Raw genomic sequence first — 15,916 nt, 5'->3', positions numbered from 1 at the left:
AAAGCTGAGCGAATACTCGGTTTATTATCTAGTAATTTCAAGAAGATAAGTGGTGCCCGGAGGCGGATTCGAACCACCGACACGCGGATTTTCAATCCGCTGCTCTACCAACTGAGCTATCCGGGCATTTCGCGTTGGGCAGTGTGCCCCGCTGAGGTGAGGGTCTTATAGGGCGCCTGATTTCCTCTGTCCAGCACCTCAATGAGTTTTCCCAAAGGCTTTTAGGGGGTTAAATCTTTTTTTCTCAGAACATATTGCAAGGAAGGGGCTGGCTCACAAAAAAAGGGCGCTGTTCATGCGCCCTTAGTTCTCTTCTACTCTCAACAGACTTAGACGCTGACCCAACTGGCCTGTTCGTGAGATTTGGCCATGGTCTGAACGAGGCCTTCAATGAAGATGCCACGTTCGAAGTCGATCAGGTGACTGTCTTCACCCTGCAGGCTTTTCAGAATCTCGTTGACTTCAATGATCTTCAGATCGTTGAAGCCGAGACCGTGGCCTGGGGCCGGGATGAAGCGGTCGTATGGCGCATGAGCTGGCCCTGCCAGAACTGTGGTGTAGCCCTGCCCTGCGACATCGCCTTCAGCTTTGTAGACATGCATCTCGTTCATGCGTTCCTGATCATAAACGATGGAGCCTTTGGAGCCGAAGATCTGTACGGCGATGCGGCCTTTACGTCCCCATGCAGAGCGGTTGAGCTGGAGGGTGCCGTTGCCGCCATTTTCCAGTTCAAACAGCACGGTGGCTGCATCAAAGGTTTCAACGGCTTTGTCGTTGCCAGCAGCGTCCTTGCGGGTCGCGTATGGCTTGGTCATATGACACATGACTTTGGCAATGCGCAGATCCAGCGCCATGAGCAAGGACATGGTGTGCACGCCGAAGTCATCCAGTGCGCCAAAGCCGGAGGCCAATCCGCTTTTCATGCCCCATTCATCATCCGGGTTGGCCATGAAGTCTTCGTCCATCTCAAGACGGATCTGAAGTACATCACCGATTTCGCCTGAGTTCAGCAGGTCGCGGATGCGGCGCATCATGGGGTTTTGGATGTAGTTGTAACCAAGGAAGGTCTTCTTGCCGGATTTGCGGGAGGCTTCCAGCATTTTCTGCGCATCCGCATAGGACGGAGCCATTGGCTTTTCGCAGTAGACGTGCTTGCCCGCTTCCAGAGCTGCGATTGCCATTTCCGGGTGGAACTCATTCGGCGTGGTAATCGAGATAATGTGAATATCCGGATCGGCCAGCATATCGCGCCAGTTGCCCGTAGACTTGGCAAAGCCAAAATCTTTTGCGCGTGCTGCAGCCAGTTCTTCATTCACCTCAGCAAGCGTCACCAACTCTGGCTTCAGCTCACCACCAAACACACCGGATACAGCATTCCATGCCAGAGCATGACATTTGCCCATGTATCCGGTTCCAATCAGACCTACGCCGATTTTTTCCATCTCAGTAATCCTGGAAGTGCCCCTAGAATAGAGTTCATTGGAATAGAACGCGTTATGAACGGGGCATTGATAAAATGAAGGAGCGGCACGATCGGGTAATGCCGCTCCTCAGTGTCTCACTGAACATCCTGTAAGTTGCGTATGCCTGACCCAAAAACCGACAGAGGGTTTTCGGGAATACACATCACACAGTGCCGCCCAATGATGCCTCCAGACTGGCAAGCTCTTGCCCGCCAGCCATGAGATCTTGAAGTTCTTCAGCGGTGATTTCGCCTTTCTTCGCAGTACCGAGGGTTTGCCCCCTGTTCAGCACCGTGAAGCGGTCTCCCACTGCCATGGCGTGGCGTACGTTGTGCGAAATGAACACGACGCCAACACCTTTTTTGCGGACCTTATCCATGGTCGAGAGCACGTTTGACGTCTGGCGTACACCCAGAGCAGAGGTCGGCTCGTCGAGGATGAGGACTTTCGCGCCGAAATACACGGCGCGCGAGATTGCGACTGTCTGACGTTCGCCGCCGGACAGTGTGCCCACAGCCTGATCCGGTTCGCGCAGATTGATGCCCATCTTGGACATTTCTTCCATAGTGACTTCGTTTGCGTACTTATGGTCGAAATAAGAGATCGGGCCGAACTTTTTGACCGGTTCACGGCCAAGCCAGAAGTTGCGGGTGATGGACATGAGCGGGATCATCGCAAGGTCCTGATGCACCGTTGCAATGCCTGCATTCATGGCATCACGTGGGCTTTCAAAAACGTGCTTTTGACCATCCACGACGATCTCGCCCTTACTTGGCTTGTGCACGCCGGACATGGTTTTGATGAAGGTGGATTTACCTGCACCATTGTCACCAAGCAGACAATGCACTTCGCCGGGCATGACGGAGAAAGAAACACCAGCCAAAGCAATGACGGAACCAAAATGCTTCTCGATGTTCTTCATCTCAACAATAGGTGTCGTCATGATCAGCGCTCCCCTGTGACGCGCTTGCGGATCATGTTGTTAAACAACACCGCGATCAGCAGCATGGAACCGAGGAAGACCAGATACCAGTCCTGATCGATATTGGTGTAGCTGAGGCCGATCAGCACCATTCCGAAGATGATGGAGCCGAAGAAGGCACCGATTGCGGAACCGTAACCGCCTGTCAGCAAACAGCCACCGATCACCGCTGCAATGATTGCCTCAAACTCCTTTTGGAAGCCACGGCGGGCGTCCGTTGAGCCAGCATCCATAACAGTCAGGATTGCAACGAGAGCTGCACAGCATGCGGTGAACATGAACAGGTACATTTTGACCTTGCGCACTGGTACACCGGAGTTACTTGCTGCGTTGCTGTCGCCACCTGCTGCAAAGATCCAGCTGCCAAACGGAGAGCGGAGCAGAACCCAGGTTGCCAGAAGAGCCAGCAGGCCAAACCAGAGAATATCGACCGGGATGCCATCTACTTTTGGCTTGCCGGACTTGAAGGTGTCGATCCAGCCTGCTTCAGCCAGCCAGTAGAAGAATGGTGTGAACGCTTCTCCGCTAAAGAAGTCAGCAAGCCAGCTGCCTTCAAACTCTGCACGGATGCCGCGCAGCTGAGTGGAGCCGCCGGTTGCCGCTTTAAGGCCTACCAGAGACAGGCCGCGCAGGATAAACAGGAACGCAAGCGTTACAATGAAAGACGGTAAGCCCGTACGGATGACGATCTGTCCGTTGATGGCACCCATTGCAGCTGCCACGATGAAGGTGACAATAATCGCTGCATAGAGTGGCAGGTCGAAGGTGACCATTGCCGCGCCGAAAATCAGGCCTGTGAACGCAACCATAGAGCCAACGGAGAGATCAAACTCACCGCCGATCATGAGAAGTGCCGCCCCAATTGCCAAAATGCCGAGTTGGGCAGCAGGCGTCATGAAGTTCAGGATCCCCGCGAGGGTGAACATCTTAGGGTCAGCAGTAAAAAGAAAGAAGATTGTTACGAGAGCAAGGCCAGCAATGGCGCCGAGTTCAGGACGCTTCATGAGCCGGGAGATGAGCGAGACGTTTTTTACTCTTTCGTCCGCGCTCTCAACAGCAAGATCGGACATTTTATTTCCCTCAGTTTTGCATGACATGAGAGGGATGCGTGCACCCCTCCCACAGCAAAGCTCCTTAGAGCCAGGCACGTATTTTATTCCGAAAACCGGGTTCCACTTTTCGGAAATACGCGCTAGCGGATGCCTTGAGCGGACAGCTCTACAACCTGACCCGCTTTATCAGCGGTGATCAGGTTTGGACCGGATGGAACGTTGCCACCAGGGATAAGTCCGTACTCTGCATTGAGAGCGAGGAAGATAACAGGCAGGTAGCCCTGAAGGAACTGCTGCTGGTCGATTGCAAATGCTGCTTTACCGTCAGCAACTGACTGCAGGAAGCCTGCGGACATGTCGAAGGTTGCAACGTTTACTTCGCCAGTGCGTCCAACTGCTTCAACAGCTGCCACTGCTGGCTCACCCACGAGAGATGCACCAAGACCCATGATGGTGTCGATGTCTTCGTTGGATTCCAGAGTTGCCTTGATCTTCGCTTCAACTTCAGCTGGATCGTTGTTTGTTGGAACAACAGTTACTTTGCCGCCAAAGCCAGCTGCAAAACCGTCACAGCGCAGATCGAGGGACACGTTGCCCACTTCCTGGTTGACGCAGATGCCGACTTTGCCGCCCATGTCAGCAAGCTTTTGGCCTGCTGCTTTACCGGCGTCATACTCGTCCTGGCCAACGTGCAACAAGGCACCAAAGCTTGCAGACACATCACTACCGGAGTTCATGGAGATAACTGGAATGCCAGCTTCCACTGCTTTGGTAATGGATGGGCCGAGCGCGTCACCATCAGGAATGGACACAACAATTCCGTCCGGCTCCTGAACGATTGCTGCATCAATCAGCTGGCTCATGGCCACCATGTCAAAAGTTTCTGGAGCACGGTAAGAAACGTTAGCGCCGCTGTCTTTTGCTGCTTTGTCTACACCGTTTTTAACAACAGACCAGAATGGGTCATTTGCCTGGCCATGGCTCACAACAATGATGTCAGCAGCCATTACAGCAGGTGCAGTCATGATCGCAGCAGCAGCTACGAACGCGCGTAAAGTCTTTTTCATATAAACCTCCCAAGATTGGCGGATGCCAATTTTAAGTCAGGGTTTCCCCTAGAAATCCGGTGTTTATCTCGTCCACAAACACTGGAGTTCGAATGCGTTTCCGCACGAATTGTAGTGCTCAGCCGTCCCACGGGCAAAAGCACCCATCACCCCCATTATATCAACGCAAGCCTGATTGCGGCAAATCCGTGCTGAATCAGCACTTTAAAAGGGTGATGGACAGAGCACGTGTTACCGGCCCTACAATCGTAGAATTCATCCAAATTTGATTAATTCGGAAAATTCATTCCAAATTTATAGAACGTACATTGCGGTTTTTCAAGTTTTGGAATAGATTTTTTTCATGACACAGAATTTAGACGCAATTAGCCCAGACATTCCCTCGGATTACGAGAGCCTGAAAGCTCGAATAAGTACTCTTTCGGACAGCATGCCCAAGCGCCTTTTGCAGTGCGCAAGATATGCTTTGGCGAATCCGGACAGAATCGCTCTTGGCACCACAGCCGAGATTGCCAGCGCTGCAGGCGTGCAGCCTTCTACTCTTGTTCGCTTTGCCCAAACGCTGGGATTTGACGGTTTCTCGCAGATGCAGCAGATTTTTCAGGGGCAGCTGGTTGGCCGCAACTCTGAATATACGGAGCGCCTGACGAAGATCCGCGAGAGTGGAACAAACACTCCAGGCAGCATTCTTGGCAACTTTGTAGAACGGTCCAAACAGTCGCTTGATGATCTACTGCGCCAAGTCGACACGGTCGCTCTTGAGCGCTCCATCGAAGCGCTGTCAGCTGCAGAAAACATACACTTATTAGGCCTGCGGCGTGCATATCCGGTCGTCAGCTACCTACACTATACATTGGGCAAGATGGGCGTGAGAACAAACCTGCTGGAATACACGGGTGGCATTCTGGAGGAACGCGTTCAGTTCATCAATGAGAACGACGCATTGTTTGTTGCGACCTTCAGCCCCTACTCTCCTGAGGTGGTTGAGTTTGCAAGCAAGGCCTTTGGCCGGGGTGTCTCTGTTATCTCCTTGACCGACAGCGTTCTGTCTCCAATTGCCCGCGTTTCTTCAACCGTTCTGGAGGTTAATGAGGCGGAGCATGGCGCGTTCAGATCACTCTCCACAACCATGTGTCTTGCCACTTCTATCGCTGTTGCGGTTGGCGATGCACGAAAGTGGACGTCCCTCTCCTAGAGTATCTCTAAGGAATCAATAGGAAGCCGGCAAAGGACTGAATTTGGAAGTGAGCTTGTTTAAAATTTTGGAACAAAGCTCATTCTATTTTGAACAGATATTCCACTTGTGATTATTTTTGGAATATGTAATCTTTCAGGAAATGCTAGTACCTGATTGGGAGAATCCGTTGAAATCACTTGATGTCATCACAATCGGCCGGTCATCGGTCGACCTGTATGGAACGCAGGTTGGCAGCCGACTGGAAGACATGTCTTCATTCAATAAGTATGTCGGCGGCTCACCAACCAATATGTCAGTCGGAACAGCCCGTCTTGGACTGAAATCTGCCCTTATCTCCCGCGTAGGGGATGAGCACATGGGCCGTTTTATCCGCGAGCAACTGGTTAAAGAAGGCGTTTGCGTTGATGGTCTTGTTACTGACAAGGATCGCCTGACCGCCCTTGTTATTCTTGGCATTCGCGACAAAGAGCAGTTTCCGCTGATTTTCTATCGCGAAAACTGTGCCGACATGGCGCTGTGCGAAGATGATATTGATCCTGAGTTTATTGCCCAATCCGGCTGTGTGACTGTTACAGGGACACACCTTTCGCACCCACGCACGGAAGCTGCTGTTCTAAAAGCGCTGCGTCTTGCAAAAGAGAACGGCTCCCGCACTGCTCTGGACATTGACTATCGCCCGAACCTTTGGGGTCTTGCAGGTCATGGTGATGGCGAAGAGCGTTTCATCGCCTCTGAGAAAGTGACCGCGGAGCTGCAAAAGCACTTGCACCTGTTTGATCTGATCGTGGGCACGGAAGAAGAGTTCCATATCGCAGGCGGTTCCACCGACACGCTTGAAGCGCTAAATGCCGTGCGCAAGGTCAGCAAGGCTGCTCTGGTTTGCAAGCGTGGCCCAATGGGCGCTGTGGTGTTTGACGACGAGATTGGCACGAGCCTTGATGATGGCAAGTCCGGTCCGGGTTTCCCGATTGAGGTGTTCAACGTGCTTGGCGCAGGCGATGGCTTTATGTCTGGCCTGCTGCGCGGCTGGCTGAAGGATGAGACTTGGGAAACCACCCTCACCTATGCCAATGCATGTGGTGCGTTTGCGGTCTCCCGTCACGGCTGTGCCCCTGCTTACCCAAGCTGGGAAGAGCTGCAGTGGTTCCTTGATAACGGTTCCTCCGAGCATGCTCTGCGCAAAGACAAGAAGCTTGAGCAGATCCACTGGTCTACCAACCGCAAGGGTAAATGGTCCAACATGAAGGTGTTTGCCTTCGATCACCGCTCTCAGCTGGAAGACATGGCCGCCAAAGTTGGCGCATCCGAAGACAAGATCCCTGAGTTTAAAGAGCTTTGCCTTAAAGCTGCTCAGCAGGTTCGTGCTGGTGGTGACGACTACGGTATTTTGTGTGATGGCCGCCTTGGTGAGGAAGCTCTGTTCAAAGCAACGGGTTCTGGTCTTTGGATTGGCCGTCCGGTTGAACTGCCGGGCTCTCGCCCACTGGAGCTGGAGATTGGTCCGGACCTTGGTTCGCAGCTGGCGGAATGGCCGGTTGAGCATGTGGTCAAGGTGCTGTGCTTCTATCATCCGGATGACAGCGCTGAGATGAAGGCCCGTCAGGAAGAGACCATTTTACGCCTTGCGCATGCATGCCGTGAAAATAATCTGGAATTTTTGCTGGAAGTCATCCCGTCCAAGGTTGGACCGGTTGATGATGATACCACCGCGACCATCATTCAGCGCTTCTATGATCTGGGTGTTTACCCTGACTGGTGGAAGCTGGAGCCTTTGAAGACCGACGCAGGCTGGCAGAAAGCTTGTGACGCGATCAAGACGAATGATCCCTGGTGCCGCGGTATTGTTGTTCTTGGCCTTGATGCACCAGCTGAAGAGCTTAGCGCGAGCTTTAAGGTTGCAGGCAAGTATGACCTTGTGAAAGGTTTTGCTGTGGGCCGCACTATTTTTGCTGAGGCTGCTGAGAAGTGGCTTGGCGGAAACATTTCTGACGAAGAAGCCATTGCTAACATGGCTGCAAAATTTGAAGGTCTCGGATCTGTCTGGGAGCAGGCCCGAATGGATAAGAAAGAAGTTGCATGAGCACGATCAGATTAACAGCCGCGCAGGCTCTGGTTCGCTATCTAGCAGCCCAGAAAACGCCTGAGGGAGACAGCTTTATCGCTGGGGTCTGGGCTATTTTCGGTCACGGCAACGTGGCGGGTCTTGGTGAAGCGCTTTATCACACGCAGGACACGCTGCCGACCTATCGCGGTCACAACGAGCAAGGTATGGCCCATGCGGCTATCTCCTATGCCAAGGCATCCAACCGTCGCCGTGCGATGGCTGTGACCACCTCCATTGGTCCGGGCGCGACCAACATGGTGACAGCTGCTGCGCTGGCTCACGTGAACCGCCTGCCGGTTCTGCTGTTGCCAGGTGATGTGTTTGCAAACCGTGCACCGGATCCAGTGCTTCAGCAGATTGAAGACTTTCAGGATGGCACTGTCAGCGCAAATGATTGTTTCCGCCCTGTAAGCCGTTACTATGACCGTATCCAGCGTCCTGAGCAGCTTTTGACAGCTCTGCCACGCGCCATGGCGGTTATGACTGATCCAGTCGAGTGCGGCCCTGTTACACTGGCTATGTGTCAGGACGTGCAGGCTGAAGCTTATGACTGGCCTGTGAGCTTCTTTGAAGAGCGCACCTTGCACTTCCGCCGCCCTGCACCTGATGCAGCTGAGTTGGAAACTGCGGTTGCTGCAATCCGTGCTGCGAAAAAGCCAATGATCATTGCTGGTGGTGGTGTGCACTACTCTCTGGCAACGGATGATCTGAAGAGCTTTGCCGAGACGCACAACGTACCCGTTGCTGAAACGCAGGCTGGCAAGTCCGCTCTGCCATGGGATCATGAACTGAATTTGGGCAGTGTTGGTGTGACCGGTTCTTCTGCTGCCAACGCTGTTGCTGAAGATGCTGATCTGATCATCGCAGTTGGCACACGCTTGCAGGATTTCACGACAGGGTCCTGGGCACTGTTTAAGAACCCGGATCGCCGTATTTTGCAGCTGAACGCAGCTTCTTACGACACTGGCAAGCACAATGCGCTGCCGCTGGTGTGTGATGCACGTGTTGGCTTGCAAGCTCTCAGCCAAAACCTGGGTAGCTGGAAGGCCGAGACCGAGACAGCGTCTCACCTTGCGACCTGGCTCTCAGCTGTTGAGAATGCAACGGCAGCCCCTGAGGGTGGCAATGAGTTGCCAACTGATGCGCAGGTGATTGGCGCTGTTCAGCGTGCGTCCAATGCAGACACCACTGTTGTGTGTGCTGCTGGTGGCCTGCCGGGCGAGCTGCACAAGCTCTGGAAGACCGATAAGCCGGGTGGTTACCATCTGGAATACGGCTTCTCCTGCATGGGCTATGAGATTGCCGGTGGTCTTGGCGTGAAGATGGCCAAGCCAGAGAACGAAGTGGTCGTCATGGTTGGCGATGGCAGCTACATGATGATGAACTCCGAGCTGGCGACCTCCGTCATGCTGGGCCACAAGATCATTCTGGTTCTGCTGGACAACCGCGGTTACGGCTGCATCAACCGCTTGCAGATGGCAACCGGTGGTGACAACTTCAACAACCTGCTGGATGATGCCTACCACGTTGAACCATCCAACATTGATTTTGCTGCACATGCGGGTGCAATGGGGGCAACCTCTGAGCACGTGAAGAGCATTGAAGAGCTGAGTGAAGCTCTGGAGCGCGCAAAAGCCAGCACCAAGTCCTACTGCATTGTGATCGACACTGATCCGCTGCCAACCATGCCGGAAGGTGGCCACTGGTGGGATGTAGCTGTGCCGGAAGTATCAAAAAGAAAAGAAGTTAATGAAGCTCGCAAGGGCTATAAGCACGCGCTGACCAATCAGCGTTTGGGGGACTAAGGCCAATGATCCGTTACGGAACCAACCCAATTGCGTGGAGCAATGACGACGACCGTACTCTTGGTGCGCACATTTCTCTGGAGCAGTGCCTCAAAGAAGCCGGTGAAATCGGCTTCGACGGCATCGAAAAAGGCCACAAGATGCCAACCGAGCCAGAAGCGCTGAAAGCTGCGCTCGACCCGCATGGTCTTGCCTTTGTTTCTGGCTGGCATTCCCTGAACTTGTTGGCTCACAGCGTTGAAGAGGAAAAGAAGGCGATCCAGCCGCACCTCGATCTGCTCAAAGCCATGGGCTGCAAGGTTTGCATCACATGTGAGACCTCTAACGCGATCCACGGCGCTGATGATACCCCGCTTGCAGACAAGCCTGTGCTGGCTGATGATCAGTGGGCGAAGTTTGGCGCTGATGTTGAAGCAGTTGCTGCTTACTGCGCGCAGCAGGGTATCTCGCTCGTTTACCATCACCACATGGGTACTGTGGTACAGAGCGGTGAAGAGATTGATCGCTTTATGGACGTGACCGGACCGAACACCTACCTGCTGCTGGACACTGGCCATGCATGGTTTGGTGGAGCAGATCCGGTTGAAGTTGCCAAGAAGCATATGGCGCGTGTACGCCATTTGCATGCGAAGAACGTTCGCCCGACTGTCCGCGCACAGGTTGAAGGCGAGCGCCTGAGCTTCCTTGAAGGCGTCCGCCGCGGTGTGTTCACCGTTCCTGGCGATAAAGAAGGCGGCGTTGATTTTGAACCTGTGCTGAAGGTTGCAGCCGAGCATGGCTATGAAGGCTGGCTGGTGATTGAAGCAGAGCAGGACCCTGATCAGCGCAATCCGTTCACATACCAGAGCATGGGCCTGAAAGCACTGCGTGAGATGGCTATCAGCGCTGGTCTTGATAAGAAGGTAGTCGCATGAGCAAGCTTCTCGTAAAACCCAATGGTACAGAAGGCAAGGTGCATGACATCACGCCTGAATCTGCCGGTTGGGGCTACGTTGGTTTTGGCCTTTATCATCTGGAACCGGGCGCAAACGCCAAGGAGCTGGTGAAGGGTAAAGAAGCCATTCTGGTTATCGTGGAAGGCAAAGCTTCCATCACTTCTGATGGTCAGGACTTTGGTGTGCTTGGTGTGCGTAAGAACGTGTTTGAGCGCATCAAGCCATGGTGTGTGTACGTTCCTGCCGGAGCTGAGTGGAGCGCAACTGCTGTTACCAAGCTGACACTGGCTGTGTGTACTGCCCCTGCAAAAGACGGCAGCTACCCTGCCCGCGTGATTGGCCCGGATGACATTCCAAGCGTTGAGCGCGGCGTTGGTGCCAACACCCGCTACATCCACCCGATTGCCATGGAAGACCAGGACTTTGCAGAGAGCCTGCTGGTGACTGAGGTTTACACCCCTCAGGGCAACTGGTCGTCTTACCCTCCGCATCGTCATGATGAAGATAACTTCCCGGAAATGACCTATCTGGAAGAGACGTACTACCACCGTCTCAACCCGGACCAGGGTTTCGGTTTCCAGCGTGTGTTCACTGAAGATGGTGAGCTGGATGAGGCGATTGCCATGTCCAGCGGGGATGTTGTGCTTGTTCCAAAAGGGCACCACCCTTGCGGCTCTCCGTATGGCTACGAAATGTACTACCTGAATGTGATGGCTGGCCCGATGCGCAAATGGCGCTTCCAGAACCACCCTGACCACGACTGGATTGCACAGCGCGACGCAAAACCTGCGGACGCCTAAGGCACCTGATATCCGCGTGTTCCCACTGATATGTCCTTGGGAGCACGCGTTTAATAAGCGCGTAGGTTCTGCGGAAACCACCAGGCATTCGTTGGAAATGCGCGATATAAACGCTGTTGTGAAAGATAAGCTATGACTGTTTCAATTGGCCTGTTGGGAGCTGGCCGTATTGGCAAGACCCACGCAAAAGCTGTAAGCCAGCTTGAAAATGCCAAGCTGGCTGCTGTGTTCGACCCGTTTGAAGATGCTGCGAAGGAAATTGCAGCTCAGACAGGTGCACGCGTTGACGGCCTTGATGCCATCATGAACGATCCGGCTATTGATGCTGTGATCATTGCGACCCCAACTGATCTGCACGCTGAGCAGATTGAGCAGGCTGCGCGTGCTGGTAAGGCAATCTTCTGCGAAAAGCCAATCCATCTGGACGGCGACCGTGTGCGCGAATGCCTCAAGGTTGTTGAGGAGACCGGTGCCAAGCTGATGGTTGGTTTCAATCGTCGTTTTGACCCGAACTTCGCTGAAGTGAAGCGCCAGATTGAAGCTGGTGTGATTGGTGATGTTGAGATGGTTCAGATCACCTCTCGTGACCCTTCCCCGCCACCAGTCGACTACGTGAAGCGCTCTGGCGGTCTGTTCAAAGACATGATGATCCATGACTTTGACATGGCTCGCTTCCTGCTTGGCGAAGAAGTTGTTGAAGTGAACGCTATGGGCAGCGCAATCGTATCTGAAGAGATCGGTGCTGCTGGTGATGTGGACACGGCAACTGCAACTTTGAAAACTGCAAGCGGCAAGATCTGCACCATCACCAACTCCCGCCGCGCCACTTACGGCTACGACCAGCGCGTGGAAGTGCACGGTTCCAAGGGCATGGTGTCTGCAGAAAACATGCGCACCACCACTGTGACTGTTGCAAATGGTGACGGCTACACTGCTGAGCCACTCATGGACTTCTTCATGGAGCGCTATGAAGCAGCTTATCGCATTGAGCTTGCTGCCTTCGTTGATGCCTTGACCAGTGGTTCCGAGATCTCTCCAAACGGCTTTGATGGCCTGAAGGCTCTCGAACTTGCTGAAGCTGCAACTGAAGAAGTTGCCAAAGCACGCGATCTGGCAAACGCTTAAGCTGCTTTAAAAACTGAATATGAAAAGGGCCGATGCATTGCAACGGCCCTTTTTTATTGGTCTAAAGCCTTCGCTTTACGCCATTGCTGCCTGACGGCGGACGGTGGCGATGCGGAAGCGGTTGGCGACGTAGGCGCCGTCTGTGAGGCTGGCGTTGCCGGCCGGGTTGGCACCGGTGACGTGGAAGTCAGAGTACGCTGCTGACTGGTTCACGTAGATGTTGCCAGTCAGGTTCACAGAAAGCGGTGCGCCTGCCCATGCGTAGGCATCGGAGGCTTTGTCAATCACATCTTCATTGGTTGAGTACAGCGCTGCGGTGATTGCACCGTGGCTCTTGGCTGAGCCTGCTGCGCGGGCGATGGCGTCGTCGATGTCATCACAAGCGATGATGAAGGAGATCGGGCCGAAGCGCTCCTGCATGTAGGCTTCTTCCTCTTTGGAATCGACCGCCACAACAGTTGGCGTTGCAGAACGCGCGCCATTCATGCCTTCCACTGGCTCGGATGAGCGGATCACTTTACCCAGTTTTCCTGCTGCAAAAATACGTTCCAATGTGGATGGGTTCTGCACGGCACCGAGGATAGCAGCGGCACGAGCCGGATCGCCAAGAAGCTTGTCCAATGAGATCTTGATGGCTTGCGCCACTTCCTCAAAGCTCTTCTTGCCGTCGTTGGTTTCAATGCCGTCACGGGGAACAAAGATGTTCTGCGGTGTGGTGCACATCTGGCCAGAGTAGAGCGACAGGGAGAACGCGATGTTGCTGGCCATGCCGCGCAGGTTGTCTGTCGATTCAATGGTGATTGCGTTGACGCCAGCTTCCTCGGTGTAGACCAATGCATCGCCTGCGTTTTCACGCACCCATGCACCAAAGGCATTGGAGCCGGTGAAGTCGATGATCTTCACAGCATCATTGGTGACCAGTTCCTTGGTTTTTGGCGCTTCTGCGGTATCAGCAGCCAGCATCAGTACGTTTGGATCAAAGCCAGCTTCTTTGAGCACCTCACGGCCAATTTGAATGGAGATGGCCATTGGCAGGATCGCCATTGGGTGCGGTTTGATGATGACCGGATTGCCAGTGACGAAGCTTGCGAACATGCCCGGATAGGTGTTCCAGGTTGGGAAGGTCGCGCAGCCGATGACCAGCGCAACACCGCGCGGCACAACGCGGAATTTCTTGTCCAGCACAATCGGATCGTGCTTGCCCTGCGGCTTGGTCCAGGTCACCTCGGTTGGTGTCTGGGTCATCGCGTCATAGGCATAAGCGACGGCTTCCAGTCCTCTGTCCTGCGCGTGCGGGCCACCTGCCTGAAACGCCATCATGAAGGCCTGACCGGAGGTGTGCATCACCGCATTGGCGATGAGGAAGGACTTTTTGTTGATGCGGTTCAGCATTTCCAGCGCAACGCCAACGCGTTCTTCAACGGTTGCTTTCGCCCAGCTCTTGCCAGCTTCTGAGGCTGCTTTGACCAGTTCTGCGGGATCAGCATCTTCATAGGTGACGCCCAGCTCTTTGCCGTAGGGAGACGATTCTGCGCCTGTCCAGTTGCCGTTGGTTGGTTGGCCCAGTGCGAATGGCTTACTGAGAATCCCCTCAAATTCTGCAAGCTGATCGTCTTTTGCTGTTTCACCATAGATCTTACCGGATGCGATCTCAGGATAAGCGGACCAGTAATCTCTTGATTTACTTGTCTTTACTGCTTGAAAGAGCGTGTCTTTATGCGTTTCAAAAAAGTTACTCATTGTTCCTCCTCGAAAAACCTGCGCCTACCGCAGTGCTTCTTCGACCAATGTGTGACCTTAAAGCGCTCCGCAATTACTCCAGATCGCGCGAACACTTTAAGGTCTCTTGTTTCCTGCGTATTCTCTTCCCAAAACCGACTTCCACTTTTGGGGAATACGCTCTGAATTCCAATTGACAGCGGTTTCACTTCCAGACAATAATTTACCGACCGGTCAGTCATTTCAAGCAAAAAGTGCCAGAACCATCGACCAGCCTACGAAATGATTAGGTTTTCCAGAGGGCTCTCCTCATGAATTTGGAAGTTCATTGGGAGCAAATTGGTGGTTCACTGGTGAGTGATGATTGATCTATTTGGAGGGAGAGACCATGAGCGAGACCACAGTCATTTCCGAGCAGAGCATTTTGGTGGATGTGAAAGACACCTACCACGTGATTACGCTGAACCGCCCTGACAAGCTGAACTCGTTCAATGACGAGATGCACCGCGCGCTCTATGCAGCGCTGGAAGCTGCGGACGCAGATGACAACTGCCGCGCCATTTTGCTGACGGCTGTTGGCAAAGGGTTCTGCGCTGGTCAGGATCTTGGTGACCGCGTGAAGCCGACACCAGACTCCCCTCCACCAGATCTGACCCAGACCATCGGTGATTTTTATAATCCTCTCATCCGCAAGCTGAAGTCGATCAATATACCGATCGTGTGTGCGGTCAATGGCGTGGCAGCTGGCGCAGGCGCCAACATTGCCATGGCCTGTGACATTGTGATTGCCTCTGAGAAAGCCAAGTTTATTCAGGCGTTTGCCAAGATCGGGCTGGTGCCGGATTCTGGTGGCACTTACTTCCTGCCACGCCTTGTGGGTTCTGCCCGTGCACGTGGCCTTGCCATGCTGGGCACGCCGATCACTGCTGCGCAGGCCGCGGAATGGGGCATGATCTGGAAGTGTTCTTCTGCCGAGACCTTTCTGGAGGAAGCCACTGCCATGGTGCAGGAGTTTTCTGTTGGACCAACCATCGGCCTTGGCCTGATCAAGCAAGCGCTGAATGCGTCTGAAGGCAACACGCTGGATGAACAGCTTGATCTGGAGCGGGATTACCAAGGCGAAGCCGGACGGACACCGGATTATCTGGAGGGCGTGACGGCCTTCATGGATAAGCGGGCTCCAAAGTATTCAGGCAAGCGCTGATGAACAAGCAGGAATTAGCGGAGGCCGTTGCGGCCTCCATGTGGGACGAAGACGAGGCGACACAAGCGCTTGGGATGACGCTGGACGAGATTGCACCCGGACGGGCCGTGATCTCCATGAAGGTGATGGAACGCATGACCAACGGGCATAAGACCTGTCATGGCGGGTACATTTTTACCCTTGCAGACAGTGCCTTTGCGTTTGCATGCAACAGCCATAACCAACGTGTTGTCGCCTTCCAGTGTTCCATCACGTATCTCGCCCCTGCCTTTGAAGACGATGTTTTAACGGCAACAGCCGAGGAACTTACCGTGCAAGGCCGATCCGGCATTTACGACATTCATGTGCGCAATCAGGACGGCGCGCATATTGCAGAATTTCGCGGAAACTCGAGGACCATCAAAGGGACGCATATCGAGTTAAGCACCTAATATTTATGGATGACCAGCATTTGAGGAGGAG

General features: G+C 53.7%; 13 protein-coding genes and 1 tRNA gene. 8 read left to right on the top strand and 6 right to left on the bottom strand.

The window, feature by feature from the left end; genetic code table 11:
• Positions 1-50: 50 nt before the first annotated feature.
• The 5 genes from PsAD13_RS09505 to PsAD13_RS09485 all read right to left on the bottom strand — a co-directional run bounded on the left by PsAD13_RS09505 (position 51) and on the right by PsAD13_RS09485 (position 4,564).
• Positions 51-126, bottom strand: a tRNA-Phe gene (locus PsAD13_RS09505).
• A 203-nt stretch (positions 127-329) separates the two neighbouring features.
• Positions 330-1,442, bottom strand: coding sequence for a Gfo/Idh/MocA family oxidoreductase (locus tag PsAD13_RS09500; protein WP_063317951.1), 1,113 nt, complete (start codon positions 1,440-1,442; stop codon positions 330-332).
• A 184-nt stretch (positions 1,443-1,626) separates the two neighbouring features.
• Entirely contained in the window at positions 1,627-2,406 is a 780-nt protein-coding gene (locus PsAD13_RS09495; RefSeq protein ID WP_063317950.1) for an ATP-binding cassette domain-containing protein, read from the bottom strand.
• Between the two features lie 2 nt (positions 2,407-2,408).
• Entirely contained in the window at positions 2,409-3,515 is a 1,107-nt protein-coding gene (locus tag PsAD13_RS09490) for an ABC transporter permease (protein WP_063287373.1), read from the bottom strand.
• A gap of 122 nt (positions 3,516-3,637) precedes the next feature.
• On the bottom strand, positions 3,638-4,564 hold the full coding sequence (locus PsAD13_RS09485; protein WP_057465012.1) for a sugar ABC transporter substrate-binding protein: 927 nt from the start codon (positions 4,562-4,564) through the stop codon (positions 3,638-3,640).
• A gap of 343 nt (positions 4,565-4,907) precedes the next feature.
• On the opposite strand from PsAD13_RS09485, the gene PsAD13_RS09480 reads away from it, so the two are divergent.
• From PsAD13_RS09480 to iolG, 6 genes are all read left to right on the top strand, one after another.
• Positions 4,908-5,759, top strand: a complete 852-nt coding sequence (locus tag PsAD13_RS09480) for a MurR/RpiR family transcriptional regulator (RefSeq protein WP_063287371.1) — start codon at positions 4,908-4,910, stop codon at positions 5,757-5,759.
• 142 nt (positions 5,760-5,901) lie between these two features.
• Complete coding sequence (gene iolC, locus PsAD13_RS09475; protein WP_193777036.1) at positions 5,902-7,842, top strand: 5-dehydro-2-deoxygluconokinase; 1,941 nt, start codon at positions 5,902-5,904, stop codon at positions 7,840-7,842.
• A complete protein-coding gene (gene iolD, locus PsAD13_RS09470; protein ID WP_063317949.1) occupies positions 7,839-9,671 on the top strand; it encodes a 3D-(3,5/4)-trihydroxycyclohexane-1,2-dione acylhydrolase (decyclizing) in 1,833 nt (610 codons plus the stop codon). Before iolC ends, iolD begins: the two co-directional genes overlap by 4 nt.
• A 5-nt stretch (positions 9,672-9,676) precedes the next feature.
• Entirely contained in the window at positions 9,677-10,585 is a 909-nt protein-coding gene (gene iolE, locus PsAD13_RS09465) for a myo-inosose-2 dehydratase (protein WP_063317948.1), read from the top strand.
• Positions 10,582-11,406: a 5-deoxy-glucuronate isomerase gene (iolB, locus tag PsAD13_RS09460; protein WP_063317947.1), complete on the top strand. Its 825-nt coding sequence runs from the start codon at positions 10,582-10,584 to the stop codon at positions 11,404-11,406. Before iolE ends, iolB begins: the two co-directional genes overlap by 4 nt.
• A gap of 132 nt (positions 11,407-11,538) precedes the next feature.
• On the top strand, positions 11,539-12,531 hold the full coding sequence (iolG, locus tag PsAD13_RS09455) for an inositol 2-dehydrogenase (protein ID WP_063306639.1): 993 nt from the start codon (positions 11,539-11,541) through the stop codon (positions 12,529-12,531).
• 75 nt (positions 12,532-12,606) lie between these two features.
• On the opposite strand, the gene paaN is transcribed toward iolG, so the two are convergent.
• The gene (paaN, locus tag PsAD13_RS09450) at positions 12,607-14,271 is read right to left on the bottom strand and encodes a phenylacetic acid degradation protein PaaN (RefSeq protein WP_063317946.1); all 1,665 of its coding nucleotides are present in this window, start codon (positions 14,269-14,271) and stop codon (positions 12,607-12,609) included.
• Positions 14,272-14,638: 367 nt separating this feature from the next.
• Here paaN and paaG point away from each other — a divergent pair, with 367 nt between their 5' ends.
• On the top strand, positions 14,639-15,454 hold the full coding sequence (gene paaG / locus PsAD13_RS09445; RefSeq protein WP_208986506.1) for a 2-(1,2-epoxy-1,2-dihydrophenyl)acetyl-CoA isomerase PaaG: 816 nt from the start codon (positions 14,639-14,641) through the stop codon (positions 15,452-15,454).
• Positions 15,454-15,885: a hydroxyphenylacetyl-CoA thioesterase PaaI gene (gene paaI, locus PsAD13_RS09440; RefSeq protein ID WP_057465005.1), complete on the top strand. Its 432-nt coding sequence runs from the start codon at positions 15,454-15,456 to the stop codon at positions 15,883-15,885. Before paaG ends, paaI begins: the two co-directional genes overlap by 1 nt.
• Positions 15,886-15,916 lie beyond the last annotated feature (31 nt).

The sequence above is a fragment of the Pseudovibrio sp. Ad13 genome (assembly GCF_001623225.1).
Taxonomy (GTDB): Bacteria; Pseudomonadota; Alphaproteobacteria; order Rhizobiales; family Stappiaceae; genus Pseudovibrio.
The sequence above is the reverse complement of the archived record's forward strand: the minus strand, read 5'-3'. Positions and strand labels throughout refer to the sequence as shown.

Bases quoted from the DNA above. Each gene is read 5' to 3' on its own strand.
- PsAD13_RS09485 (WP_057465012.1), bottom strand. From the start codon at position 4,564: ATGAAAAAGACTTTACGCGCGTTCGTAGCTGCTGCTGCGATCATGACT.
- PsAD13_RS09490 (WP_063287373.1), bottom strand. From the start codon at position 3,515: ATGTCCGATCTTGCTGTTGAGAGCGCGGACGAAAGAGTAAAAAACGTC.
- iolE (WP_063317948.1), top strand. From the start codon at position 9,677: ATGATCCGTTACGGAACCAACCCAATTGCGTGGAGCAATGACGACGAC.
- iolC (WP_193777036.1), top strand. From the start codon at position 5,902: ATGCTAGTACCTGATTGGGAGAATCCGTTGAAATCACTTGATGTCATC.
- paaN (WP_063317946.1), bottom strand. From the start codon at position 14,271: ATGAGTAACTTTTTTGAAACGCATAAAGACACGCTCTTTCAAGCAGTA.
- iolG (WP_063306639.1), top strand. From the start codon at position 11,539: ATGACTGTTTCAATTGGCCTGTTGGGAGCTGGCCGTATTGGCAAGACC.
- iolD (WP_063317949.1), top strand. From the start codon at position 7,839: ATGAGCACGATCAGATTAACAGCCGCGCAGGCTCTGGTTCGCTATCTA.
- PsAD13_RS09500 (WP_063317951.1), bottom strand. From the start codon at position 1,442: ATGGAAAAAATCGGCGTAGGTCTGATTGGAACCGGATACATGGGCAAA.
- iolB (WP_063317947.1), top strand. From the start codon at position 10,582: ATGAGCAAGCTTCTCGTAAAACCCAATGGTACAGAAGGCAAGGTGCAT.
- paaG (WP_208986506.1), top strand. From the start codon at position 14,639: ATGAGCGAGACCACAGTCATTTCCGAGCAGAGCATTTTGGTGGATGTG.
- paaI (WP_057465005.1), top strand. From the start codon at position 15,454: ATGAACAAGCAGGAATTAGCGGAGGCCGTTGCGGCCTCCATGTGGGAC.
- PsAD13_RS09480 (WP_063287371.1), top strand. From the start codon at position 4,908: ATGACACAGAATTTAGACGCAATTAGCCCAGACATTCCCTCGGATTAC.
- PsAD13_RS09495 (WP_063317950.1), bottom strand. From the start codon at position 2,406: ATGACGACACCTATTGTTGAGATGAAGAACATCGAGAAGCATTTTGGT.